This window comes from Klebsiella sp. WOUb02 (assembly GCF_050058015.1).
Classification (GTDB): Bacteria; Pseudomonadota; Gammaproteobacteria; order Enterobacterales; family Enterobacteriaceae; genus Klebsiella.
Genome location: NZ_CP170110.1, coordinates 635,001 through 657,077 on the forward strand (window position 1 = coordinate 635,001; position 22,077 = coordinate 657,077).

The window sequence follows — 22,077 nt, forward strand, 5'->3', positions numbered from 1 at the left end:
CAGCCGCTATTTACCCCGTTTCGCCGAAAACGGCGCGGGCGCCGTCCGGGGCACCCGCGTCGGCTACTCCTCCTCCGCCAGCCGCTCGCCGCTGGCGGCATCGAAGAGGTGGATTTTCTCGCGCCGGACGGCGAGATTCAGCGGCTGCTGGAGGCGGGCGTCGACACGTCCGGCAACCTGCACGTGAACCGGGAACCCCTGCCAGTCGAGATGCAGCAGGGTGGACTCTCCGGTCACCTCCATAATATTAACCGTCCCGGGCAGGCCGTCGGCGGCCGGCTGGATATCCTGCGGACGCAGGCCGACGGTGACCGGCGCGCTTCCCTGCGCCGCCGCCGCCCGCAGCCAGCGTTCCGGCAGCGCCAGCCACAGCTCGCCGCAGCGCACGCCGGGAACCCCGTCGCGGCTGACGATCTCTCCCGCCAGCAGGTTCATCGGCGGCGAGCCGATAAAGCGGGCCACGAAGGTGTTGCAGGGGCGATCGTAAATATCCAGCGGCGGCCCCTGCTGGACGATAAGGCCCTCGCGCATGACCACGATTTGATCGGCCAGAGTCATGGCTTCAACCTGATCGTGGGTGACGTAAATCATGGTGGTTTTAAAGCGCTGGTGCAGGGATTTGATCTCCGCCCGCAGCTCCATGCGCAGCTGGGCATCAAGGTTGGAGAGCGGCTCATCAAACAGGAAAACCTGCGGGTTGCGTACCATCGCCCGGCCCATCGCCACGCGCTGGCGCTGGCCGCCGGAAAGCGCACGCGGGTAGCGGGCCAGCAGCTTATCGATCCCCAGCAGGCTGGCGATATGCCGGACTTTGCTTTTCTGCGTCTCTTTATCGACCTTTTTGACCTGCATATGGAAGGCGAGGTTTTCGGCCACCGTCAGATGCGGGTAGAGGGCGTAGCTCTGAAAGACCATCGCCACGTCGCGGTCGGCGGGATCGAGATCGCCGATCGGCTGGCGGTTCATCAAAATTTCACCGGCGGAGAGGGCCTCAAGTCCGGCCAGCAGGCGCAACAGGGTCGATTTCCCGCAGCCGGACGGCCCGACCAGCACCGTGAAGCTGCCGTCAGGAATGGTTAAATCCAGCGGCTGAAGCACCGCCTGTTTGCCGTAATGTTTGGCGACTTTTATCAGCTCAACGCTGGCCATCGGCGGCCTCCTCAATGTGGTGTTGCAGGGTTCGCCAGTCGGGATAGCGGCGGGGGGAGGTGCTAATGGCGTGGGCGGCGACGGCGTTGCCCCAGCGCAGCGCCTGGTCTGCCGGCTGGCCGTTTAACAACCCGGCGAGAAAGCCGGCGTTAAAGCTGTCGCCCGCGCCTATGGTGTCAATCACCGCGACCGGCTTCACCGGCGCGCGGTCGCCGCGCTCCGCGGTCCACCACCAGGCTCCCTCCGCGCCGCATTTGACGATACAGCCGCCCCGGCCGCTGAGCCGCGACGCCAGGCTGCGGGCCGCCTGCGGCAGGTCGTTCATCGCGGCGAGGCCGAGGGTTTCAACTTCGTTGAGCAGCAGCCAATCGCAATCGGCCAGCCACTGGTGCGTCGCTTCGCGCAGCGCCGGATCCCAGCTTTGCGGCGGCCAGCCGGTATCCACGGCGATCTGGAAACCGCGCTGGCGCAGCGCCCGCAGCAGCGCCGGATAGTGCGGCAGCAGGGCGGTGCACAAAAACGTCCCGCAGAGCAGCACGATATCGCCGGCCGTCGCCTGGTCAGGAAGCTGGGCGAGAACGTCCTCGGCGGAGAGACGGGTAATATGCCCGTAGTTGCTGAGAAAAGAGCGCTCTTTATCGGGATGGGTGACCGCCACCGTCAGCGACGTTTCGCAGGCATACTGCGGCCAGCGCTCGGCGCTGCCCGGAAACTGGGCCGCCAGCCAGGCGGTAAAGGCGTCATCGCCCTGGCAGCCGATGGTGCGATGCGGGATCTGCATAGCGGCCAGCGCCAGGGCGCAGTTGCCAGCCGATCCGCCGGGGCGCAGGGCGCTATGCTCCAGCATCACCTCGGTCCCCGGCTGAGGCCACTGCGCGAGGGTGCCCATAATCAAATCAATATTGTAATTGCCCGCGATATAGAGCGCGGGCGCGGCGAACTTGTGCATAGTTATCCTTTACTTCCACCGTTAGTGAGGCCGCTGACCAGCGTTTTTTGTAACCAGATAGCGATAAACAGAGGCGGGACCGAGGCGAGAATGCCGACGGCGGCCACCAGACCATCGTCGGTGGCGCGACCGGCGGTAAACCCGGCGATGGTGACCGGCAGCGTCTGGGCGGCGATATTGCTGGTAAACAGCAGCGAGTAGAAAAACTCATCCCACGCCAGCAGCCAGCCAAACAGCGCCGAGGCGCCGAGCATCGGTTTCGCCAGCGGTATGGTGATGCGCAGCAGCACCTGCCACACCCGCAGCCCGTCGAGGCGCGCGGCCTGCTCAATATCCTGCGGCAGCGCGTCGAACTGGTTTTTCACCATCCAGGTGAGGAACGGCATAATCAGCGAGCAGTAGACCAGCACCAGCCCGCTGCGGGTATTGAGCAGGCCGAAATGTTCGAGAATAAAGTACAGCGGCAGGACGAAGGCCACCGGCGGCACCATATAAATACCGAGACCGGCGTACAGCCAGCCGTCGCGGCCCGGATAGCGCGAGAAGCTAAAGGCGGCGGGCACCGCCAGCAGCAGCGAGACCAGCGTCGCCCCGGCGGCGACCAGCAGGCTGTTGCGCAGCGCCGGTAAAAATAGCGCCCCCGGCTCGCCTGGCTGCAGGGAGAGCAGGCGGCCGTAGCGGCTAAAGTCCCACTGCCGCGGCAGCCACTCCAGCGGAACGCGGGTCAGATCGGCGGGGGTGCTGACGCTCATCAAAAATAGCCACAGCATCGGCGCCAGAATCGACAGAGCGACCAGCAGCGCCGCCAGATAGCGCAGCAGAGTACGGATTTTACGCTTCATATTCGGTGCTCCGGCGGCGCTGGCGCAGCAGCATAAACAGATACAGGGCGATCAGCAGAGCGCACATCAGGGTCATCAGAATGGCGTAGGCCGCACCGCTGCCCGCCCGCAGATAGCTGAAGGACTCCTGATAGACGAAAAAGCTGAGGGTTTTGGTGCTGTCGAGCGGGCCGCCGCGGGTCATCACGTAGATGATATCGAACACCTTGAAGGCGTCGATGGTCCGCAGCACCAGCGCCACGCCCAGCGGGGCGGCGATGGCCGGGAGGGTGATGGCGCGAAAGCGCCGCCACGATCCGGCCCCGTCGAGGCGCGCCGCCTCGTACAGATCCTCAGGAATCGACTGCAGCGCCGCCAGCACCAGCAGCGTGACCAGCGGATAGTTTTTCCAGATATCCGCCAGCATCACCGCATTCAGCGCCGAGTCCGGCGACCCCAGCCAGCTGCGGTAGCCGTCGATAATCCCCAGCTGGCTGAGCAGCGCGTTAATGCTGCCGTAGTCCGGGTTAAAGTTAAGCCGCCACATCATCGCGTTGACGATGGTCGGCAGCGCCCAGGGCAATATCACCAGCACCCGCAGGATATTGCGTCCGACAAAGCGCTGATTGAGCAACAGCGCCACCAGCACGCCGATAACGCCCTCAATGGCGACGGAAACCACGGTAAAATAGAGCGTACGGGCGAAAGCGGCGCGAAAGTCCGGGTCGGTCAGGGCATAGAGATAGTTTTCCAGCCAGACGTAGTTCGTCGCCTCGTCGTTTCCCACCAGCGCGGTATCGGTAAAACTCAGCCACAGGGTGCGCGCCAGCGGCCATGCCGTCAGCAGGAACATCGCCACCAGCATGGGCGCTAACAGCACCCATGCCTGACGACGCTCGCGTTGTTGCAAGCTCAGCATCAAAGGTCCTTAACGCAGGCGGGCCGCGCTTTTATCAACGGTCTGCATGGCGGCTTCCGGGGCTTCTTTACCCTGAAGCACCGCCTGAAGCTGCTGCTGCAGAGTATTGGAGAGCCGCGAATAGTCGGCGGTTTCCGGGCGCGAGAGCATGACGTTCAGCGATTTATCCGCGGCGACGATCAGGCTCTCCTGGCCCTGGGCGACCGCCGGGTCGTGGTAGGAGGATTTCCACACCGGCAGGCTGAGTTTGGCGTATTTATCCTGCACCGGCTGCGAGGTCAGGTAGTGGATATACTGCCACGCCTGCTCCGGATGCTGGCTGGCTTTGGCGATGCCTAAGCCCATCGAACCGTTGACGGCGCCGGCCCTGTCCGGGGTATCGCCGGGGGCGGGAATAATGCCGACGTCGCCGGCGACTTTACTCTGTTTCGGGTCGTTGGCCATGTTGTACATATAGGTCCAGTTCAGCGCGAACGCCGCGTCGCCGTTGGAGAAGGCTTTACGCACGTCCTCTTCGAGATATTCGCGCGAGGCGGGGTTGGTCAGGCCGTCGTCCAGCGATTGCTTCATCAGCGTGACCGCTTTCAGCGAAGCCGGCGTGGAGAAGTCGAGCTTGCCGTCCTGATAGAACTTACCGCCGAAGCCGGAGACGAGGGTGGTGTAGTCGCAGACCAGCGCTTCCGCCTGGGACCAGCTCCAGACCAGCGGGTATTTCACCACGCCTTTGTCTTTAAGAATTTTGGCGTCGTCCAGCACCTGCTGCCAGGTGGTCGGCACCTGCTTGATGCCGGCCTTTTCGAGCATGGCTTTGTTGTAGTAGAGATACTTGGTGTCGAGGATCCACGGCATCCCGAGGGTTTTGCCCTTGTAGACCACGGTATTCATTGCGCCAGGGAACACCTTCTCCCGCTCGTCGGCGGGGATCCGCGCCGAGACGTCCTGCAGCAGATCGAAGCGGCTAAACTCCGCCGGCCAGATGGCGTCGAAGAGCACCACGTCATAGCCGTTGCCGCCGGCGCCGCGCGCCGCGACGATCTTGTCATGCAGCGCTTCATAGGGGACGAACTCAAGGTTGATCTTAATATCCGGATTTTGCTTTTCGAAGTCGGCGGTCATCGCACGAATATCGCTTTCGCTGTACGCCGCCTGGGTCATAAACAGGGCGTTGACCTGGGTGGCCGCCGCCGCGCTGCCGCTGATGACGAGCATAGCCAACAGACCGGCCTTCACCCGAAGTGTGCTGTGGTATTTCATGTGGCTCTCCGCTGTACTGAGAAAAAGGGATTATGATTTATTAAATCAATTTGATTGATTTAATCGGGGCGACAATACAGCCGCAAGGTCATTCGTGGCCCTTGGCATAAGCGTAGCAAAGCCTGTGCCATGCGAAAGTCCGCCTGAGAATGTGATTGCGGGATTTGTGACGGCGGCTAGAATTGCAGCATCAGGCGCCTGGGAAAGGCAAGGAAGGGAAAGGATGAAAACATCGGGAACAAACCTTGAGCACGCGCGGGTGCACAACCGGCGGGTGGTGATTGAAGCCGTGCGCCTGCACGGCAAATTAACCCGCGCGGAGCTGGCGCGCTTAACCGCGCTGACCCCGCAAACGGTATCGAATATTGTCGCCGAACTGCAGCAGATGGAGATCCTCACCAGCCACGCGCCGCGGCGGGCGACGGGGCGCGGCCAGCCCGCGGTGCCGGTGAGCCTCAACCCCTCCAGCGCCTGGTCTATCGGCATTCATCTCGATCACCAAACGCTGATCGTGGTGCTGGTGGATCTCACCGGCGAGATCCATTTTCGCCGGCTCATTTTGGTGCAAAAGCCCCAGCCTGGTGCCACTTTTGCCCGCATTGGCGAAGTGATACAGGAGCTGCGGACGCTGCCGGGGCTCGACTGGGGTCGGGTGCTGGGGATCGGCGTGGTGATGCCCGGACCCTTTGGCGTGGAAGGGATCTCCTCCACCGGGCCGACGACCCTCAACGGCTGGGAAGGGGTGGACGTCGAATCCGAGGCTGGCGCGGCTTAGCGGCCTGCCGGTCACCCTCGAAAACGACGCGACGGTAGCGGCTATCGGCGAGCGCTTTCACGGCGTTGCCCGCCACCTCAACTCCTTCGTCTATCTCTATATCGGCACCGGGCTGGGCGCCGGTATTTTTACCGACGGACATATTTATACCGGACACGCGCACAACGCCGGGGAGGTCGGGCATATCGTGGTCCAGCCCGGCGGCCGGGCGTGCTACTGCGGCAATCAGGGCTGCCTCGAGCGCTATGTTTCGCTGCAGGCGGCCTATGAGTTCTGCGGCCTCGATCCCTATCGGGCGCTGCCCGAAGATCTGCTGGCGGTAGATGAAGCGCTGTTTGACCGCTGGATTGACAGCGCCCTGCCGCCGCTGCGCCAGGCGATCAATCTGCTGGAGTGCGTCTTTGACGCCGAGACGGTGGTGGTGGGCGGGACGATGCCGGAGCCGCTGCTGGAAAAAGTGCTGGCGCGCCTGCCGCCGCTGTATCAGTCGGTGCGCGGTCGCTACCTGACGGGGATGCGGGTGAAAATGGGGATGACCGGCACCGATACCGCCGCGCTCGGCGCCGCCGCGTTGCCTATTTTCGATGAGTTTAACCCGCAGTTTCAGGCGCTGATGAAGTAGCCCGGCGGCCGCTACCCTGGCCGTCGGGACTAAGGCCGGGGATTGAGCAGGGCCTGGGCCGTCAGCTCGTCGGTAATCAGCCCGCGCAGCAGGCCGCTGGCCAGCACCGCGCGCAGGGCCGGCACTTTTGCCGCGCCGCCGACGAGGGCCACAATGTTATCCCGCCCGTATGGGTTCAGCGGTACCGCCATCGTTCTGGCGGTGAGGCTGTTATCGATTCGTTGCCCGCGGGCGTCAAAGAAGTGGCCGAGCATCTCGCCCACCGCGCCGGAAGCGGAGATCTCGTGCATCTCATGGACCTCTAACATCCCGGCTTCCACCAGCTGCGCCGCCGGTTCCACGGTGCCGATGCCCACCAGCTTCAGCGTGCTCGCCGCCGCCATTGCAAATATCTGGCTGACGCCGCGCTGGGAGAGCAGCACCTCGCGGTCTTCCTCGGTGTTGGCAAAAAATGGCACCGGCATGATATAGGCCCTGGCCCCGGTTTTCTCGGCGATACGGTGCATGACGTCGTGCTGATTGAGCGCGTAGTTGCGGGTCAGGCAGCCGAGCAGCGAGACGAAGCGCACCCGCTGCGCGTCGAGGCGCGGCAACTGGTGAATGGCGGCCGACAGGGTGCGCCCGTGGCCCAGCCCGATGGTAATATCCGGGTTGTTCGCCAGCACCGTGCGCAGATAGTCCGCTCCCGCCACCCCTAAGGCGCGCACCGGCAGCCCCTCTTCGGCGACGTCCGGCGCCACGCGGCAGAAATCGAGCCCGTAGTCGTTACGCAGCCGCGACTCCAGCTCCACGCAGCCGACGATATCGCCGTCAATCGTCACCTTCACCGCGCCTTCCGCCACCGCCCGGGCGATCAGGCGATGGGTTTTGACCGAGGGAAGGCCGAGGCGTTTGGCCACCTCAGCCTGGGTGAGCCCGCCCACGTAGTGGAGCCAGGCCGCCCGCAGGCTCAGGGAGTCGTCGCCGTCGGAAAGAGAGGTGAGTTTCATCTTCTCAGGCTTTTGCCAGCGGCAGACGATGGATCTGCAGGACCGCCTTCGCCGCTTCCTGGCCCTTTTTCACGAAGTGCTCGCGATAAAAATCGATAAATTCGGCGGCGGGCTGGAAGTTGTGCGGCGTCAGAGAGACCGAGAACATCGGCACTTCCGTTGCCAGCTGCGCCTGCATCAGGCCGCTGACTACCGCCTGGGCGACAAAGTCGTGGCGATAGATCCCGCCGTCAACCACCAGCGCGGCGCAGACGATGGCATCATAGCTGCCGCTTTTCGCCAGCCGCTGGGCCAGCAGCGGCATTTCAAACGCCCCGGGAACATCCCAGCTCTCGATGGCGTAATCCGCCTGCTGACGATCCAGCTCCTGGCGGAAGCCGGTCTCGGCCTGACTGACGATATCCGCGTGCCAGTTGGCTTTGATAAAGGCGACTCTTAACGATGGCATGACTCACTCCTGTTAAACGGCCGGCATCAGGCGATGCGGGCCCAATCATTTAGACCAGCAGATCCTCGACTCCGCTATCGATATAGGGGGCCCAAAAGGCCACGCTTTCAGCGATATCGGCGACAACCTGGCTATCGGTCGGTTCGCGTTCTTTAAAACTGAGCTCAAGGCAGATCTCGTTATCCTCGGCGCCGCCGCGCCTGAGCGCGTCGAGCAGCGGTTCGGGTTGGATCCGTCCGTTAACATTATACTGTAATGTAAAGGGTCGATGCCCGCCTTTATCCAACATGCTTTGTTTAATATGGATAATCGGCGAGTCGCGGGGGACGGTTGCAGCCCAGGCGTAGGGGTCGTAGTCGCGCGGGTCGGGGGAGGTGACGTCGCCGTGGTCAATATCCGCCATCATCCGCATCGGCAGCGCCATTCCCGCGGCGGTCAGCCGCGCCTGCAGCGCCCGGCAGGCGGCAAGCGTTTCGCCAAACTCGCGGCCGACGCTCATTGGCTCCCAGAACAGATACTGCAATCCCGCCGCCTTCGCATGCTCCGCAACCTCCGCCCAGCACTCAACCGCCGCGTTGATTAACGCCTCCCGCCGCCGGGCATCGGCGAAGTCGCGGTAGGTAAAAATAGCAAACTGGGAGCCGACGGCGCGGCCGCCGAGCTCCGCCGTGACATCGGCAAAGGTTTTAAACCAGTCAATATAGTAGCGGCGCACGCCGGGGTCGGGATGGCCGAAGTGGTTCAGCCGCCCGTAGGGGCCGGTCATCCCGGAGGTGACGCGCACGCCGGTTTTCTGCAGCGCCGCGCGCATTCTTCGCGTCATTCGGGTGATGGTCGGCGCGGGCCAGCCGGGATTGATAAACTCGTGGGTCAGCTGCAGATCGCGGATGCGAATCCGCCGCGCCACGGTATCAATCAGATCCTCAGGCTCGGCAAAGCGGTTAACCAGCGGATTGGTATTCAGGGACAGAGTTAGCGCCATTATCCTCTCCTTAACCGGCCCGGGCGCGAGGCGGCGCCTCGGCGAGGGGCGTCGAGTTCAGGGCGAACCAGTCGCTAAAGCGCCGCTGCTGCTCCCCGGTCAGATGCAGCCGGTGCTTGGTGCGGCGCCATAAAATATCCTCCGCCTGTTGCGCCCACTCGTTTTCGATCAGATAGCGGGCTTCGGCTTCGTACAGCAGGCCGCCAAAATGCTGCCCTAAATCCTGCAGGCTGCGGGCGTCGCCCAGCAGCTGCGGCAATCTGGCGCCATACAGTCGGGCGTAGTGCCCGCGCAGCGGCGCCGGAAGCCAGGGAAACTGCTCTTTTAGCGTCTGCAGGAAGGTATCAAAGTCGGCGTTGGCGATTTCGCCCCCGGGCAGCGTGGCGCCGCGGGTCCAGTCGCCCCCCATCTGCGGGAAATAGGGCGCCAGCTTTTGTACGGCGTGTTCGGCCAGCTTGCGGAAGGTGGTGATTTTTCCGCCGAAGATATGCAGTATCGGCAGTCTGCTGCTGTTCATCAAGATCGAAAACGTAGTCGCGGGTGACGGCGGAGGGGTTGCCCTTGCCATCGTCAAACAGCGGACGAACGCCGGAGAAGCGGGTGATGACATCCTCATCCCGCAGCTTGATTTTGAAATAGCGGTTAACGGCGTCAATCAGATACTGCTGCTCGCGGTCGTCGGCGCTAACCGAGTCGGCGTCGCCCTCCCAGGGAATATCGGTGGTGCCAATCAGCGCTTTATCGCCTTCATAGGGGTTAATAAAAATCACCCGCTTATCGTGGTTCTGGATCAGATACGCCTGCTGTCCCTGCCAAAACTTATCGACGATGATGTGGGAGCCTTTAACCAGGCGGACGCTGCGCCTGCTGCGGGTGCGGGTGACCTGAGTAATGATATCCAGCACCCACGGGCCGGTGGCGTTGACCAGCGCCCTGGCGCGGACGGTTTCCTGCGCGCCGGTCAGCGTATTCTGCAGGGTAATTTCCCAGGCCCCCCCGGCGCGTTTCGCCGCGACGCAGCGGGTGCGGGTGCGGATGGTGGCGCCGCGCTCGGCTGCGTCCCGGGCGTTAAGCACCACCAGCCGGGCGTCGTCAACCCAGCAGTCCGAATATTCGAAGCCCTTCGCATACTGATCAAGTATGGGATCGCCCTGCGGGTCGCGGTGCAAATCGAGGGTGCGGGTACCGGGCAGCTTTTTGCGCCCGCCGAGATTGTCGTAGAGAAACAGGCCGAGGCGCACCAGCCACGCCGGGCGATCGATCGGGCTGTGCGGCAGAACGAAGCGCATCGGCCAGATGATGTGCGGCGCGGATTGCAGCAGAACCTCGCGCTCGATCAGGGCTTCCCGCACCAGGCGAAACTCATAATATTCCAGGTAGCGCAGGCCGCCGTGCACCAGCTTGCCGGAGCGCGACGAGGTGCCCTGCGCCAGATCGTCCTTCTCGCACATCATGACCGACAGGCCGCGCCCGGCGGCGTCGCGCGCGATGCCCGCGCCGTTGATGCCGCCGCCAATGACAAATAAATCGAGGATCTTTTCACTCATTTTGGGACTCCATTAATCCGGTTAACGGCCCGCGCCAGGCTGCCGCAAGGCGTGCCAGACCGGCGGCAGTTCGCTGCGAACCCGCTGGTAGCTGTGAAAAAGGTGCTGATAGCGCTCAACCAGCGCGGGAGAGGGGGTTTCCGGAGCGTCAAGCAGCGGCGTCACCCAGGTTTCGACGCAGCGCGCCATGCTGGGATAGGCGCCGATCGCCACCGCCGCCATCATCGCCGCTCCCGCGGCGCCGGCCTCTTCCCGACGGCTGCTGCGCACCGGTACGCCGACGCAGGCCGCGAGGATCTGCCGCAGGCTGCGGCGAGCGAATGGCCCCGCCGGTCAGCCGCAGCTCTTCGGGCATGCTGCGGCCCATCGCCTGATAGCAGTCGCGGGCGGCGAAACCGATGCCCTCAATCACCGCCCGCACCATGTCGCCGAAGCCCTGGCTGTAGCTCAGCCCGACAAAGCTGGCGCGGGCCTCGGCGTTGACGAAGGGGCCGCGCTCGCCGGCTTCGGAAATGTAGGGGTGATACAGCAGGCTGCCGGGCTTCGCTTCGCTCAGCCAGCGGTCGATATGCCCCACCAGCCTGGCGTGGTCAACCTCGCAGCCGAAGTCGTTGAGCAGATCGCTGGCGACGTGCAGCAGCCAGTCGAGGTTCAGGGTTGAGGCCATATTGGTCTGCACCTGGGTGACGTAGCCCGGCCAGGGCAGGGGAATGACGTACCCGGTTTGCTGCGGGTTGAGCCAGACCTCGGCGGTGGGGACCGCGCGCAGATGAACCCCGGTTGAACCGACGATGGAACAGGCGCTGTTTGCCGTCCCGGTGTGCACTCCGGCGCCGAGCGCGGTCATCGCCATATCTACGTAGCCGAGGCTCACGGGGGTGCCTGCCCGCAGGCCGGTCGCCGCGGCGGCCGCGGCGCTAAGCGGATGCGTCGTTTCTGTTCCATCGACGATCTCCGGCAGCAAATGGCGACGGTGCTCCAGCTCCAGCGCGGCGATGGCCTGCGGATCGTAGCGCCCGCTGCGGAAGTTGCCGAAGGTGAAGCTGGCTTCCGACGGATCGGTGGCGCGCACGCCGGTCAGGTTAAGATAGAGCCAGTCCTTGCAGTGCAGGGCCACTTCGCTCTTATCCAGCAGCTCGGGATGATAGCGATCCATATGCGCCATTTGAGGTCCCTGCTGGCAGGTATTCAGACCGGTTCCCGTCGCCTCAAAGCGCGTGCGCGCCAGCGGCGAACGCTTCAGCCGCTCAACCGTCGGCGCCGCCCGGGCGTCGAGCCAAATCCAGGCGTCGTCAACCGGCCGGTTTCCGGCCCCCACCAGCCAGGTGCCATCGCCCTGGGCGGTGACCGCCACGGCGACCACGCGGGCGGCTAGGTTCTCGATGCGTTCGCCCAGCCGGCGTATTGCGTCGACCGCATCCTCCCAGGTCTTGCTCATTGACTGCAGCGCCGCGCCGCCTTCCGCCCGGCGATAGCTGTTACGCGCGGAAGCGCAGCCCAGCTGCTCCCCTTCGAGATCGAAAGCCACCGCTTTGACCACCGAGGTGCCCGAATCGAGCCCCAGAATAATGTCGCGATTATCCATCGATGCCTCCGCAGCGCCGGTGTACTCCTCGGAGAGGAAGAGAGAGAATGTTCATCGGTCGTCACCAGTGTGTTAATGAAGTGTGATTGTTTTGATACATAACTTCATACACTATCTATCACATAGTTAACACCACCAATGTATTATTTTTCTTTTTATGTAATAAATTTCAATTGAGAAAGCGGCGACGATCACGGTTTTAACGTTTTACTGAAGCCGGATATCGCTGTTAATCGCCTTAAATCCTCCTTTTGTTGCGCTTTTTCTGTGGTTTTAAAATCTTCGATCCAGATCGCGGTCTGTAGAAAAAACTCAAACCCATGTTGACAACCGTGCAACAAACGAACAATTCTCATCACATATAGTTATCGTATCTATAACATAAAGGTGCCCTATCGGCGTCAACGCTAACTCTCTGTGAGGTCAACATTATGTCCGGTGTTTCCGCTCTCTCTGTCCGGCACTCGCGTCAGCGCATGCGCCGCTACGCGCTAACCGGCGCCGTCGTCGCGGCGGCGATCGCCGCTATTGCGGCGGATACCAAAATTGTCAAAACGGACTCCGGCGCGGCGGCGCAGGGGCAGGGGTTCTCCGTCGAAACCTACGGCGATAAAACCTTCCCCGTCATTAAGCGCGCCGTTGAAAGCCGCGCGGTGGAGGCGAGCGAGCTGGCTGCTGCTTTAAAGGCCGACCCGCAGGCGGCGATAAAAAAATATGGCGTTGGCGCCACGCTGCCGACGATCGCGGTGCGTTTTCAGGGCGTGGTGGGCAGCGAGAAGGCGGGGATCTTTAGCGTCGCGGTGCCGGGGCTTCCCGAGGGCTGGAAGGTGCGCCTGCAGACGGGGCCGGTGTTAACCGGCACGGAGCTGCGGGACGCCACCGGCACTATCCAGTTTGGTGACTTTACTAACCAGATTGAGTACCAGAACGCCGGCGCGGCTCTCAACCGGACGCTGAAAACCACGCTGCTCGATACCCTCGATCGTCAGGCGCTCCCTGGAAAGGACGTCGCCGTCGTCGGCGTATTTCGGCTGCTGACGCCCAATAACTGGCTGGTTACGCCGGTCAGCCTGGAGGTTAAATGAAACAACCCAAGCTGCATCCGTCGCTGCTGAAGGGCGAGATTATTCTTTCGGCGCGCAACGTGAGCAAAGTCTATGGCTCCACCCACGCCCTCAAAGGCGTCAACTTTGATATTCGCCGCGGCGAGGTTACCACGCTGTTTGGTGAGAACGGCGCCGGAAAATCGACGCTGATGAAGATTCTCTCCGGCGTGATTACGCCAAGCAGCGGCGAAATCGTGCTCGACGGCGAGGTGAAGGTCTTCAGCTCCGCCAGCGATGCGCGGGACAGCGGCATCTCGATTATCCACCAGGAGCTGAACCTGGCGCCGAACATGAACGTTCGCGACAACATCTTTATTGGCCGCGAAATCATGAAGCCGGGCGGCGTCGATTATGCCGAAGAGACGCGGTTGACCGCCCACCTGATGAAGTCGCTGGAGGAGGGGATTGAGCCGCTGGCGCTGGTGGAAAACTTACGTCTTGGCCAGCAGCAGATCGTCGAGATTGCGCGGGCGCTGTCGGTGGATTCGCAAATTCTGATTATGGATGAACCCACCTCGGCGCTGAGCGCCGCGGAGGTCAGCGTGCTGTTCCAGGTGATTCGCGACCTCACCAGCCAGGGGGTGGCGATCGTCTATATCTCCCACCACCTCGAGGAGGCGCTGGAGATAACCGACCGCGCGGTGGTGCTGCGCGACGGCGTGATGACGGCCTGGGCCCGCCGGGATGAGATCGACCTCGACTGGGTAGTGCGCAACATGGTGGGCGACAGCTTCGATCTCGGCTCGCCGCCGGAGGGCTATGCGTTCGGCGAAACCGCGCTGGCGGTCAGCGACCTGACGGTAAAAGGCAAAGCCGGCATTCGGCTGGTGGACAACCTGTCGCTGACGGTTCGCGCCGGGGAGATTGTCTGCATTTATGGCCTGATGGGCGCGGGGCGGACCGAGCCTGATGGAGTGCATCGCCGGGCGCTTAAAGCAGTCGGCGGGGACGATTTCGCTGCGCGGCGGCGACATCTCGGGCCTGTCGATTGCGCAGCGCATCGCCAGCGGCCTGGCGCTGGTGCCTGAGGATCGCCAGCGCGACGGGCTGGTGCAAACCATGTCGGTGGGGGAAAACCTGACCCTCGCCAGCATCGGCGAGTTTATTCGCGGCATGGTGCTCTCCACGCGGCGGGAAAAGCAGTCTGATTGACGCCAGCATTCGCAACGTGACGGTAAAAACGGCCGGCGGGGAGGCGGCGATCGGTTCGCTCTCCGGAGGCAACCAGCAGAAGGTGGTGATCGGCAAAATGCTCGCCACCCGGCCGAGGGTGATTTTACTCGATGAACCCAGCCGCGGGATCGATATCGGCGCCAAAGCCGAAGTCTTTCGGCTGCTGGCGGAGAACGCCAGGCAGGGGCTGGCGGTGGTCTACTCCACCTCGGAAGTGGGGGAGTGTTTAAGCATTGCCCACCGAATTGTGGTGATGAACAAAGGCCGGATTGCGGCCGTGTTTGACGCCAACATAAGCAAAGAACGCATCATGGCGGCCTCCGGCGAGTCGCTGGTGGCATGAAAATAAAACCTGGAGTAGAAACCATGACCGACAGAACTCAGTCGTTAAGCCCCGTTACGCAGCCGGCGCGCGCCGGCCGGGCAAATAAAGGGATGAGCGTGGCGCGTATTTTGCTGGAGGGGCGCGCCTTTTTCGCCCTGCTGCTGATTATCGTCGTGTTCTCGTTCCTGTCGCCGAACTATTTAAGCGGCGCCAACTTCCTCACCATGGCCTCCCATGTCGCCATTTTTGGCCTGCCGGCCATCGGCATGCTGCTGGTTATTCTCAACGGCGGCATTGATTTGTCCGTGGGCTCCACGCTGGGCCTCGCGGGGGTCTGCGCCGGCTATATGATGCAGGGCATTCACCTCGATGCGGCCGGCGTGGTGCTCTATCTGCCGGTGTGGGCGGTGGCTCTTCTGACCCTCGTCGTCGGGGCGCTGGTGGGGCTGATCAACGGCGTGCTGATCGCCTGGTGCCGGGTGCCGGCGTTCGTCGCCACGCTTGGCTCGCTGTACGTGGCCCGCGGCGTGGCGCTGCTGATGACCAACGGCCTGACCTACAACAAGCTCTCCGGCGCGGCGGAGCTGGGGAATACCGGCTTCGACTGGCTGGGGTTCAACCGTATTTTTAACATTCCCGTCGGCGTGTTGGTGCTGGGGGCGGCGGCGCTGGCCTGCGGCTTTCTGCTGAGCCGCACCGCGTTTGGCCGCTGGCTGTACGCCTCCGGCGGTAACGAGCGCGCCGCGGAGCTATCCGGCGTGCCGGTTAAGCGCGTCAAAATCAGCGTCTACGTGCTGTCGGGGATCTGCGCGGCGATGGCCGGGCTGGTGCTCTCTTCGCAGCTGACCTCCGCCGGGCCCACCGCCGGAACCACCTACGAGCTGACGGCGATCGCCGCGGTGGTGATCGGCGGCGCGGCGCTGACCGGCGGGCGCGGCAACGTGCGCGGCACCCTGCTGGGGGCTTTCGTTATCGGCTTCCTCTCCGATGGTCTGGTGATTATCGGCGTCTCCGCCTACTGGCAGACGGTGTTTACCGGCGCGGTGATCGTGCTGGCGGTGCTGCTGAACACCCTGCAATACGGCCGGCGCGGCCGCTAGCCCGAAACTTGTCCGCAGCGGAGGCCGGGCCGTATCCGTTCTGACGTTAATCCGTACCTGTACCCTAAAATAACGGAGCACTACCACTATGATGTTTGATAACAGCAAGCGTTTTATCCTCGTTGCCGCCGCCGCGGCGTTAACCGCACTCTCTACGCCAACGTGGGCCGACGGGCTGATGACGATTATCGTTAACGACCCCTCCAACCCCTACTGGCTGACGGAGGGCCAGGTGGCGCAAAAAACGGCGGAGAAGCTCGGCTACACCGCGAAGGTCAGCGCCCATAAAGGCGATACCAATACCGAAAGCCAGTCTGATTGATACGGCGATCACCAATAAATCAAAAGCGATTATCCTCGACCCGGCGAACGCCGACGGCTCTATCGGCTCGGTGAAAAAAGCCATCGCCGCCCACATCCCGGTGTTTATTATCAACGCCGAGCTGAATCAAAGCGGGCTGGCGAAAGCGCAGCTGGTTTCCAACAACGCCCAGGGCGCCGCGCTGGGAGCCCAGCAGTGGGTGCAGCAGGTCGGCGACAGCGGCGACTACGTCGAGCTCGAAGGGGCCGCCGTCCGATAACAACGCCGCCACCCGCGCCAACGGCTTCGAAACCGTGCTCGGCCAGTATCCGGACCTGAAGAAGGTCGGCTCGGAGGTGGCGAACTGGGATCGCACCCAGGGCTTTAACAAGATGCAGTCCCTGCTGCAGGCCAATCCGAACGTTAAGGGCGTCATCAGCGGTAACGATGAGATGGCGCTCGGCGCGATCGCCGCGCTGAAGGAGGCCGGAAAGCTCAGTCAGGTGACGGTCGGCGGTTTTGACGGCTCGCCGGACGCGGTCGATGCGGTGAAGGCGGGGAGCCTGGCCTACACCGTCATGCAGCCGGTGGCGACCTTTACCGCCAGGGCAGTGGAGCAGGCCGATACCTTCCTGAAAACGGGCAAGACCGGCGCCGCGGCGGAGAAGCAGCTCTTTGACTGCGTCCTGATAACCAAAGATAACGCCGCGAAGATGACCTCTCCGTTTATCCTCTCCGAATGACCGCGTAGTCTGCGCATCGGGGCGCCCGCCGCCCCTTTGCGCGAAAGCCGCTTGAAGTATGGCGGCTATAGCGCTGTAATTGACGCTGTTCAGGCCCTTTACCGATCTTTTTATGGACGAACTATGACGCAATTTACTCAGGATCATTCACTCAACGCTTTTCTGGCGGAAGGGCTGCCTGGCGACAGCCGTCAGGCCCGCCAGCGCGCGCGTCGCCAGCTGATTGTCGAAGCCGTCATGGTCGAAGGGGCGATTCGGATTGAGGATATCACCGAGCGGTTTGGCATTAGCCTGATGACCGCCCACCGCGATATTGACGAACTGGTTGAACGCGGCCTGCTGCATAAATCCCGGGGCGTGGTGTCGGCCACGCCCACCAGCCTGGTGGAGTCCAGCGATATCTACCGTTCAACCCGCCAGCTGGAAGAGAAGCAGGCTATCGCCGAAGTGGCGGTCAGCTACCTGGAACCGGGGCAGTCCACTTTTCTCGACGACTCGACCACCGTCTTTCAGATGGCGCGCCTGCTGCCCGCCAGGGCGCCGCAGACCATCATCACCAACTCGCTGACCCTGATGGGCGAGCTCAAAGGCCTGCCGGATATCACCCTGCTCGGCCTTGGCGGACAGCTGCACAACTGGTGCAACGCCTTTATGGGGCACATGACGCGCAGCGAGATCGCCGGGCTGCGCGCGGATATGTTTTTCCTCAGCATGTCGGCGATCGTGGATGACGCCGTCTTTCATCAATCTGCCGAAATGGTCGAAACCAAGCGCGCGATGTTTGAATCGGCGCAGCAGCGTATTCTGCTGATGGATCACACTAAATTCGAACGCCGGGCGCTGCACCGGTTTGCCGATCTTAGCGAGTTTGACGTGGTGATTGTCAATCAGGGCATCCCCCTCCCGGCGCTCAACCGGATGCGCGAGCTGGGGGTGAACGTGGTGGTGGCGCCGATGAAGCCGGCGCCGTCGCTGAAGTAAATCGTCGGGGGAGCGCTCACCGGGCGCAGCCGGCTTAACTCACGTTTCTGGCAAAGCTAAGCCATTTAAATACTTTGTTATTTTCCGCGTTATCTCACATCTTCGAGGGATAAAAGATCACGCGGAAACGGTATTTGCAGTAATGGCCCAAAAAAAGTCTGTCTATTTGCACCCCCAGCAGCGCGACCTGATTCATCAGCTTTCCCGCAGCCGCTTATGGCGCAGCGAACTGCCGACCTGGCTGCTGATTATCACCATCTACGGCGGCTGGTTTGCCTCCCTCGCGTACTGGCAAACCCTGGGGCTGCTGCCGGCGACGCTGCTGCTGATCTGGTTTAGCGCCTGGTATATGTCTTTACAGCATGAGCTGATACACGGCCACCCGACGCGCTGGCCGCGGCTGAATCAGTCTGCTGGGCCTCCTGCCGCTGGCGGTGTGGTATCCCTACGGCCTGTACCGGGATTCGCATCTCGCGCACCACGATAATCACCATCTCACGATACCGGTCGATGACCCTGAATCCTACTATTTTACCGCCGAGAGCTGGCGGCGTTTCGCGCCCTGGCAGCGCCGGGTGATTCACCTGCGCAACACTTTTGCCGGACGGCTGCTGCTGGCGCCGCTGCTGGATATCGGGCAAACGCTCGTCAGCGCGTGGCGCGCCTTTCGCTTTCGCCAGAAGGCGGCGATGGCGATGTGGGCTATCCACGGTCTGCTGCTGGCCGGCCTGTTTGCGCTGATGGCGCGCGTCGAGTTTTCGCCGCTCTATTATGTCGCCGTCGTCAGCTATCCGGCGCTGGCGCTTACCAAGGTTCGCTCCTTCCTTGAGCATCGGGCCGCCGACGATCCGCTGGCGCGATCGGTGATTAATGAGGCGGGACTGCCGTGGCGGGTGCTGTTTCTTAACCTGAACTATCATTCAGTCCATCACGACCTGCCGGGGGTGCCCTGGTACGGATTACGCAAACTTTATCTGCTCGAACGGGAGAGCTACCGGCAGCGTAACCATGGCTTTCTGGTGCGCGGCTATGGCGAATGGCTGCGGCGCTTTTTGTTTCGCGCGGTAGAGGTCAACGCCCATCCCGGCGTGAAAAAGCAGAGCGGCGGGGGAGAGCCATGAGTAACGTTATCGATTTTCCCATGTATGCGGTTAATCATGAAGAGACGCGGGCGCTGTGGCGGGCGTTGCGCGAGATCCTCGCGGCCCGCGGGGTGGCGGTGGACGACCTGCCGACCCGCTGGCCCCGGGAGGAGCTGCTGAGCCACTGGGACGATCCGCAGCTGCTGCTGAGCCAGACCTGCGGCTATCCGCTGGTGACCCGGCTCCCGGAGGTGCAGATCGTCGGCTGCTTTCACTACGCCGCTGCGGGCTGTGAAGGGGCGAACTACCGCAGCCTGCTGGTGAGCCAGGCGGCGAATCAGCATCGGACGCTGGCGGATTTTCGCCAGCGGCGGGCGGTGTGTAATTCGCCAGACTCCCAGTCCGGCTACAACGCGCTGCGGAAAATGGTGGCGCCGCTGGCTGAGAGCGGCCGGTTTTTTTCCGCCGTGCGCTGGAGCGGCAGCCACCGCCAGTCGCTGATTGAATTACAGCAGGGAACCGCCGATATCGCGGCGATTGACTGCGTCAGCTGGGCGCTGCTGCAGCGCCACGAACCGGCGCTGCTTACCGGGTTGAGCGTTATCGGACGCAGTCCGCTGGCGCCGGGGCTGCCGCTGATTAGCGGCAAAGATACGCCGCCGGCGACGATCGCGATTTTACGCGAGGGGCTGCATCAGCTGGTTAGCGGGGCGCAGTACCGGGATATTTGCGAGGCGCAGCTGATCGCCGATTTTAGCGTTGTGACGCGCCGGCCTTATGCGCAGCTGCTGGCGTGGCGCGATGAGGCGGCGGCCAGCGGCGTGGCCCGGCTGTAGGTTTGTGAAGGAGGCTGAGCCTCCTTCGGCACGGGCTAGCGCGGACCCGCCGCGGCAAAGCGGTTTTCCGCCGTCGGCAGGCCTAGCTTCTCCCGCAGCGTGCCCGGCGGGTAGCTGGTGCGCATCGCGCCGTTACGCTGCAAAATCGGCACCACCTGGTCGACAAAGCGATCGAAATCCCCCGGCAGCAGCGGGAACATCAGGTTAAAACCGTCCGCCGCGCCAGCGCGCCAGGTGGCAGTTAGCGCTGCGGCGACCTCCTCCGCGCTGCCGATTAGCAGCCAGCTGTCTGAGCTTTGCAGCAGCAGGCGACCCAGCTGCAGAACGGTCAGGCTGGGATCGTAGTTACGGATAAGCCGCAGCGCGGTGCGGATGCCGTCAAACGTCTCCTCATCCGGCAGCGGCGGCAGGGGCTGGTCCGGCGAATTGGCGCTTAAATCCATACGCAGATAGGATGAGAGCAGATCTATCGCCATCTGGTCGCTCATTAAACGCTCGTTAAGCCGCTGCCGCTCCTCCTTCTCTGCGTCGGAATTGACCACCACGGGCAGAACGCCGGCGATGATTTTAAAGTGCGCCGGATCGCGACTGTAGTCCCGCAGCCGCTGATTCATCTCCTGGCGATAGGCCAGCCCCTCGGCAATGGATTGAATAAACACGAAGTGCATATCTGACCACGCCGCGGCGAGGTTTTTCCCCGCCTCGGAAGACCCCGCCTGGACCAGCACCGGATGACCCTGCGGCGGGCGCGGGACGTTGAGCGGCCCGCGAACGTTAAAGAACTCGCCGCGATGGTTGAGATGGTGCACCTTATGCGAATCGGCAAACAGGCCGCGCCTTTTGTCATACAGCACGGCACCGTCCTCCCAGGAGTCCCAAAGCCGGGTGACGACATCGATAAATTCTCCGGCGCGTTGGTAGCGGTTGCCGTGCTGCGGAAGCTGGTCGAGGCCGAAGTTCGCCGCTTCCTCTTCCAGCCACGAGGTGACCACGTTCCAGTTCGCCCGGCCGCCGCTGAGGAAGTCCAGCGAGGCGAAATAGCGGGCAAGATTGTAAGGCTCGTTGTAGGAGGTTGAGGCGGTGCCCATCAGGCCGATATGTTCGGTCACGGCGGCCAGCGCGGCGAGCAGGGTGATGGGCTCCAGCCGCGCGTTGGCGTAGTGGGTTAAGCCGCTGGGTACCGTATCCCAGATGGCGATGTGGTCGGCGATGAAAATGGCGTCGAGAGTGGCGGCCTCGGCTTTCTTCGCCAGCTCTGCGTAGTAGCCGAGGGTAAAAATCTCTTTGCCCGGCGCCTGCGGATGGCGCCATGAGAAACGGTAATCCCCCTGCGGATTAAAGAAAAACAGGTTCAGAATCATATGATTTTCAGACATTGTGCGGCTCGTTCCGGTTATTGCCGATCCCTGGCAGGGAGAGATTAGCGGTTTGCCAGATGGCTATTGACCCACGCTTCAGCCACGGCGGCCGGGTCTTTATGCTGCAGATCGACCTGCTGATTGAGCTCAATCAGGGTGGCGTTGTTCAGCTTGCCGGAAACGTCATTCAGCACCTTGCTCACCGTCGGCGTCAGGCTGGCTTTACGCACCAGCGGCACCACGTTCTGGCTCGGCTGCTCGTGCTTATCGTCGTCCAGCACTACCCAGTCCTCTTTCGCCAGGTTGCCCTGGGTGGAGATAACCGTCGCGACGTCGATTTTGCCGGAGTTGAGCGCCAGGCGAGTCAGCGGCCCGCCCATATCGAGGGATTTTACCGCCTTAAATTCGAGACCATAGACGCGCTTAAGCCCCGGCAGGCCGAGCGCGCGCACCGCCAGCTCCGGCGGCCCGCCGATCGTCAGCTGATGAGCGATCGGCTGCAGGTCGGAGAGCTTGCTCAGACCGTACTTTTTCGCCGTGTCGGCACGAACCGCCCACGCGGTAATCGAGGTCGCCGGCGAAGGCGTCAGCAGCGCGAAGTCGGCGGGCAGGGCTTTAGCCAGACTCGGCGCTGACATCGCTTTGGCTGGTGGCCAGGGTTTTACCGTCGTAATAATTAAGCAGGGCGCCAAGATACTCCGGCACAATATCAATTTCGCCGCTCTTTAATGCCGGAATAATAATCTCGCGGTTGCCGAGATTAAGTCGGGTGCTGACCTCAATATTATTTTTCTTTAGCGCGCTGGCGTAAATATTAGCGAGAATCGAGCTCTCGGTAAAATTAGCGCCGCCGATCGTGACGCTTTCCGCTAATGAGCTAAAGCTCAGGCTGAATAACCCGACGGCTAATAGTGACAGGCGAAAACGGCGATGGTGAAAAGGGAACGTCAGTCTATTCTGCATAGTGCCTCGCTAGGTGAATAAATATCCGTGATGGGTTAAGTTAGCCACGGGTACGCCGGCCCCGGGTGG

17 protein-coding genes and 6 pseudogenes are annotated in these 22,077 nt (G+C 62.6%); 10 read left to right on the forward strand and 13 right to left on the reverse strand.

What is annotated here, in order from left to right; translation table 11 throughout:
• Positions 1-63 precede the first annotated feature (63 nt).
• Genes ABOC21_RS09780 through ABOC21_RS09800 form a run of 5 tightly spaced genes read right to left on the reverse strand, consistent with a single transcriptional unit; the run spans position 64 to position 5,092 of the window.
• Positions 64-1,149, reverse strand: coding sequence for an ABC transporter ATP-binding protein (locus ABOC21_RS09780; RefSeq protein WP_426814405.1), 1,086 nt, complete (start codon positions 1,147-1,149; stop codon positions 64-66).
• On the reverse strand, positions 1,136-2,098 hold the full coding sequence (locus ABOC21_RS09785) for a carbohydrate kinase family protein (RefSeq protein ID WP_426814406.1): 963 nt from the start codon (positions 2,096-2,098) through the stop codon (positions 1,136-1,138). Before ABOC21_RS09785 ends, ABOC21_RS09780 begins: the two co-directional genes overlap by 14 nt.
• Positions 2,099-2,100: 2 nt before the next feature.
• Positions 2,101-2,940 (reverse strand): carbohydrate ABC transporter permease, encoded by an 840-nt coding sequence (locus tag ABOC21_RS09790; RefSeq protein WP_133598388.1) that lies wholly within the window; start codon positions 2,938-2,940, stop codon positions 2,101-2,103.
• Complete coding sequence (locus tag ABOC21_RS09795; RefSeq protein ID WP_426814407.1) at positions 2,930-3,838, reverse strand: carbohydrate ABC transporter permease; 909 nt, start codon at positions 3,836-3,838, stop codon at positions 2,930-2,932. Before ABOC21_RS09795 ends, ABOC21_RS09790 begins: the two co-directional genes overlap by 11 nt.
• 9 nt (positions 3,839-3,847) lie before the next feature.
• The gene (locus ABOC21_RS09800) at positions 3,848-5,092 is read right to left on the reverse strand and encodes an extracellular solute-binding protein (RefSeq protein WP_426814408.1); all 1,245 of its coding nucleotides are present in this window, start codon (positions 5,090-5,092) and stop codon (positions 3,848-3,850) included.
• A gap of 223 nt (positions 5,093-5,315) precedes the next feature.
• Here ABOC21_RS09800 and ABOC21_RS09805 point away from each other — a divergent pair.
• Positions 5,316-6,489 (forward strand): annotated as a pseudogene (locus ABOC21_RS09805) (ROK family transcriptional regulator).
• Between the two features lie 29 nt (positions 6,490-6,518).
• Here the strand turns inward: ABOC21_RS09805 and ABOC21_RS09810 are convergent.
• The 6 genes and pseudogenes from ABOC21_RS09810 to ABOC21_RS09835 form a co-directional block, all read right to left on the reverse strand.
• Positions 6,519-7,478, reverse strand: a complete 960-nt coding sequence (locus ABOC21_RS09810) for a sugar-binding transcriptional regulator (RefSeq protein ID WP_426814409.1) — start codon at positions 7,476-7,478, stop codon at positions 6,519-6,521.
• 4 nt (positions 7,479-7,482) lie between these two features.
• The gene (locus ABOC21_RS09815; RefSeq protein WP_426814410.1) at positions 7,483-7,926 is read right to left on the reverse strand and encodes a 6,7-dimethyl-8-ribityllumazine synthase; all 444 of its coding nucleotides are present in this window, start codon (positions 7,924-7,926) and stop codon (positions 7,483-7,485) included.
• 49 nt (positions 7,927-7,975) lie between these two features.
• Positions 7,976-8,908 (reverse strand): sugar phosphate isomerase/epimerase family protein, encoded by a 933-nt coding sequence (locus ABOC21_RS09820; RefSeq protein WP_426814411.1) that lies wholly within the window; start codon positions 8,906-8,908, stop codon positions 7,976-7,978.
• A gap of 10 nt (positions 8,909-8,918) precedes the next feature.
• Positions 8,919-10,455, reverse strand: a pseudogene (locus tag ABOC21_RS09825) (glycerol-3-phosphate dehydrogenase).
• 21 nt (positions 10,456-10,476) lie between these two features.
• Complete coding sequence (locus tag ABOC21_RS09830; protein ID WP_426815605.1) at positions 10,477-10,680, reverse strand: hypothetical protein; 204 nt, start codon at positions 10,678-10,680, stop codon at positions 10,477-10,479.
• A gap of 145 nt (positions 10,681-10,825) precedes the next feature.
• Positions 10,826-12,040, reverse strand: a pseudogene (locus tag ABOC21_RS09835) (FGGY family carbohydrate kinase); the annotation flags it as partial.
• A gap of 431 nt (positions 12,041-12,471) precedes the next feature.
• On the opposite strand from ABOC21_RS09835, the gene ABOC21_RS09840 reads away from it, so the two are divergent.
• The 9 genes and pseudogenes from ABOC21_RS09840 to ABOC21_RS09880 all read left to right on the forward strand — a co-directional run bounded on the left by ABOC21_RS09840 (position 12,472) and on the right by ABOC21_RS09880 (position 19,687).
• Positions 12,472-13,125, forward strand: coding sequence for a DUF2291 family protein (locus ABOC21_RS09840; protein ID WP_426814412.1), 654 nt, complete (start codon positions 12,472-12,474; stop codon positions 13,123-13,125).
• Positions 13,122-14,662, forward strand: a pseudogene (locus tag ABOC21_RS09845) (sugar ABC transporter ATP-binding protein). The gene ABOC21_RS09840 and the pseudogene ABOC21_RS09845 overlap by 4 nt, the downstream one beginning before the upstream one ends.
• A 23-nt stretch (positions 14,663-14,685) precedes the next feature.
• The gene (locus ABOC21_RS09850; RefSeq protein ID WP_426814413.1) at positions 14,686-15,744 is read left to right on the forward strand and encodes an ABC transporter permease; all 1,059 of its coding nucleotides are present in this window, start codon (positions 14,686-14,688) and stop codon (positions 15,742-15,744) included.
• 88 nt (positions 15,745-15,832) lie between these two features.
• Positions 15,833-16,066 carry a hypothetical protein gene (locus tag ABOC21_RS09855; RefSeq protein WP_426814414.1) on the forward strand — a complete coding sequence of 78 codons (234 nt, stop codon included), beginning with the start codon at positions 15,833-15,835 and terminating at the stop codon, positions 16,064-16,066.
• A 31-nt stretch (positions 16,067-16,097) separates the two neighbouring features.
• Entirely contained in the window at positions 16,098-16,325 is a 228-nt protein-coding gene (locus tag ABOC21_RS09860; protein ID WP_426815456.1) for a hypothetical protein, read from the forward strand.
• A gap of 34 nt (positions 16,326-16,359) precedes the next feature.
• Positions 16,360-16,788, forward strand: coding sequence for a substrate-binding domain-containing protein (locus tag ABOC21_RS09865; protein ID WP_426814415.1), 429 nt, complete (start codon positions 16,360-16,362; stop codon positions 16,786-16,788).
• Positions 16,789-16,911: 123 nt separating this feature from the next.
• Entirely contained in the window at positions 16,912-17,769 is an 858-nt protein-coding gene (locus ABOC21_RS09870) for a DeoR/GlpR family DNA-binding transcription regulator (RefSeq protein ID WP_426814416.1), read from the forward strand.
• Between the two features lie 142 nt (positions 17,770-17,911).
• Positions 17,912-18,890 (forward strand): annotated as a pseudogene (locus ABOC21_RS09875) (fatty acid desaturase).
• Complete coding sequence (locus ABOC21_RS09880; RefSeq protein WP_426814417.1) at positions 18,887-19,687, forward strand: phosphate/phosphite/phosphonate ABC transporter substrate-binding protein; 801 nt, start codon at positions 18,887-18,889, stop codon at positions 19,685-19,687. Before ABOC21_RS09875 ends, ABOC21_RS09880 begins: the two are co-directional and overlap by 4 nt.
• A 35-nt stretch (positions 19,688-19,722) precedes the next feature.
• On the opposite strand, the gene ABOC21_RS09885 is transcribed toward ABOC21_RS09880, so the two are convergent.
• Together ABOC21_RS09885 and ABOC21_RS09890 are read right to left on the reverse strand one after the other, a co-directional pair.
• A complete protein-coding gene (locus ABOC21_RS09885; RefSeq protein WP_426814418.1) occupies positions 19,723-21,063 on the reverse strand; it encodes an NtaA/DmoA family FMN-dependent monooxygenase in 1,341 nt (446 codons plus the stop codon).
• 44 nt (positions 21,064-21,107) lie between these two features.
• Positions 21,108-22,008 (reverse strand): annotated as a pseudogene (locus ABOC21_RS09890) (ABC transporter substrate-binding protein).
• Between the last annotated feature and the right edge of the window lie 69 nt (positions 22,009-22,077).

What these genes read in the sequence shown, in the direction of transcription:
- ABOC21_RS09795 (WP_426814407.1), bottom strand. Translation starts at nt 3,838, where the DNA reads ATGCTGAGCTTGCAACAACGCGAGCGTCGTCAGGCATGGGTGCTGTTA.
- ABOC21_RS09820 (WP_426814411.1), bottom strand. Translation starts at nt 8,908, where the DNA reads ATGGCGCTAACTCTGTCCCTGAATACCAATCCGCTGGTTAACCGCTTT.
- ABOC21_RS09830 (WP_426815605.1), bottom strand. Translation starts at nt 10,680, where the DNA reads ATGATGGCGGCGGTGGCGATCGGCGCCTATCCCAGCATGGCGCGCTGC.
- ABOC21_RS09800 (WP_426814408.1), bottom strand. Translation starts at nt 5,092, where the DNA reads ATGAAATACCACAGCACACTTCGGGTGAAGGCCGGTCTGTTGGCTATG.
- ABOC21_RS09785 (WP_426814406.1), bottom strand. Translation starts at nt 2,098, where the DNA reads ATGCACAAGTTCGCCGCGCCCGCGCTCTATATCGCGGGCAATTACAAT.
- ABOC21_RS09855 (WP_426814414.1), top strand. Translation starts at nt 15,833, where the DNA reads ATGATGTTTGATAACAGCAAGCGTTTTATCCTCGTTGCCGCCGCCGCG.
- ABOC21_RS09780 (WP_426814405.1), bottom strand. Translation starts at nt 1,149, where the DNA reads ATGGCCAGCGTTGAGCTGATAAAAGTCGCCAAACATTACGGCAAACAG.
- ABOC21_RS09885 (WP_426814418.1), bottom strand. Translation starts at nt 21,063, where the DNA reads ATGTCTGAAAATCATATGATTCTGAACCTGTTTTTCTTTAATCCGCAG.
- ABOC21_RS09790 (WP_133598388.1), bottom strand. Translation starts at nt 2,940, where the DNA reads ATGAAGCGTAAAATCCGTACTCTGCTGCGCTATCTGGCGGCGCTGCTG.
- ABOC21_RS09810 (WP_426814409.1), bottom strand. Translation starts at nt 7,478, where the DNA reads ATGAAACTCACCTCTCTTTCCGACGGCGACGACTCCCTGAGCCTGCGG.
- ABOC21_RS09850 (WP_426814413.1), top strand. Translation starts at nt 14,686, where the DNA reads ATGACCGACAGAACTCAGTCGTTAAGCCCCGTTACGCAGCCGGCGCGC.
- ABOC21_RS09840 (WP_426814412.1), top strand. Translation starts at nt 12,472, where the DNA reads ATGTCCGGTGTTTCCGCTCTCTCTGTCCGGCACTCGCGTCAGCGCATG.
- ABOC21_RS09880 (WP_426814417.1), top strand. Translation starts at nt 18,887, where the DNA reads ATGAGTAACGTTATCGATTTTCCCATGTATGCGGTTAATCATGAAGAG.
- ABOC21_RS09870 (WP_426814416.1), top strand. Translation starts at nt 16,912, where the DNA reads ATGACGCAATTTACTCAGGATCATTCACTCAACGCTTTTCTGGCGGAA.
- ABOC21_RS09815 (WP_426814410.1), bottom strand. Translation starts at nt 7,926, where the DNA reads ATGCCATCGTTAAGAGTCGCCTTTATCAAAGCCAACTGGCACGCGGAT.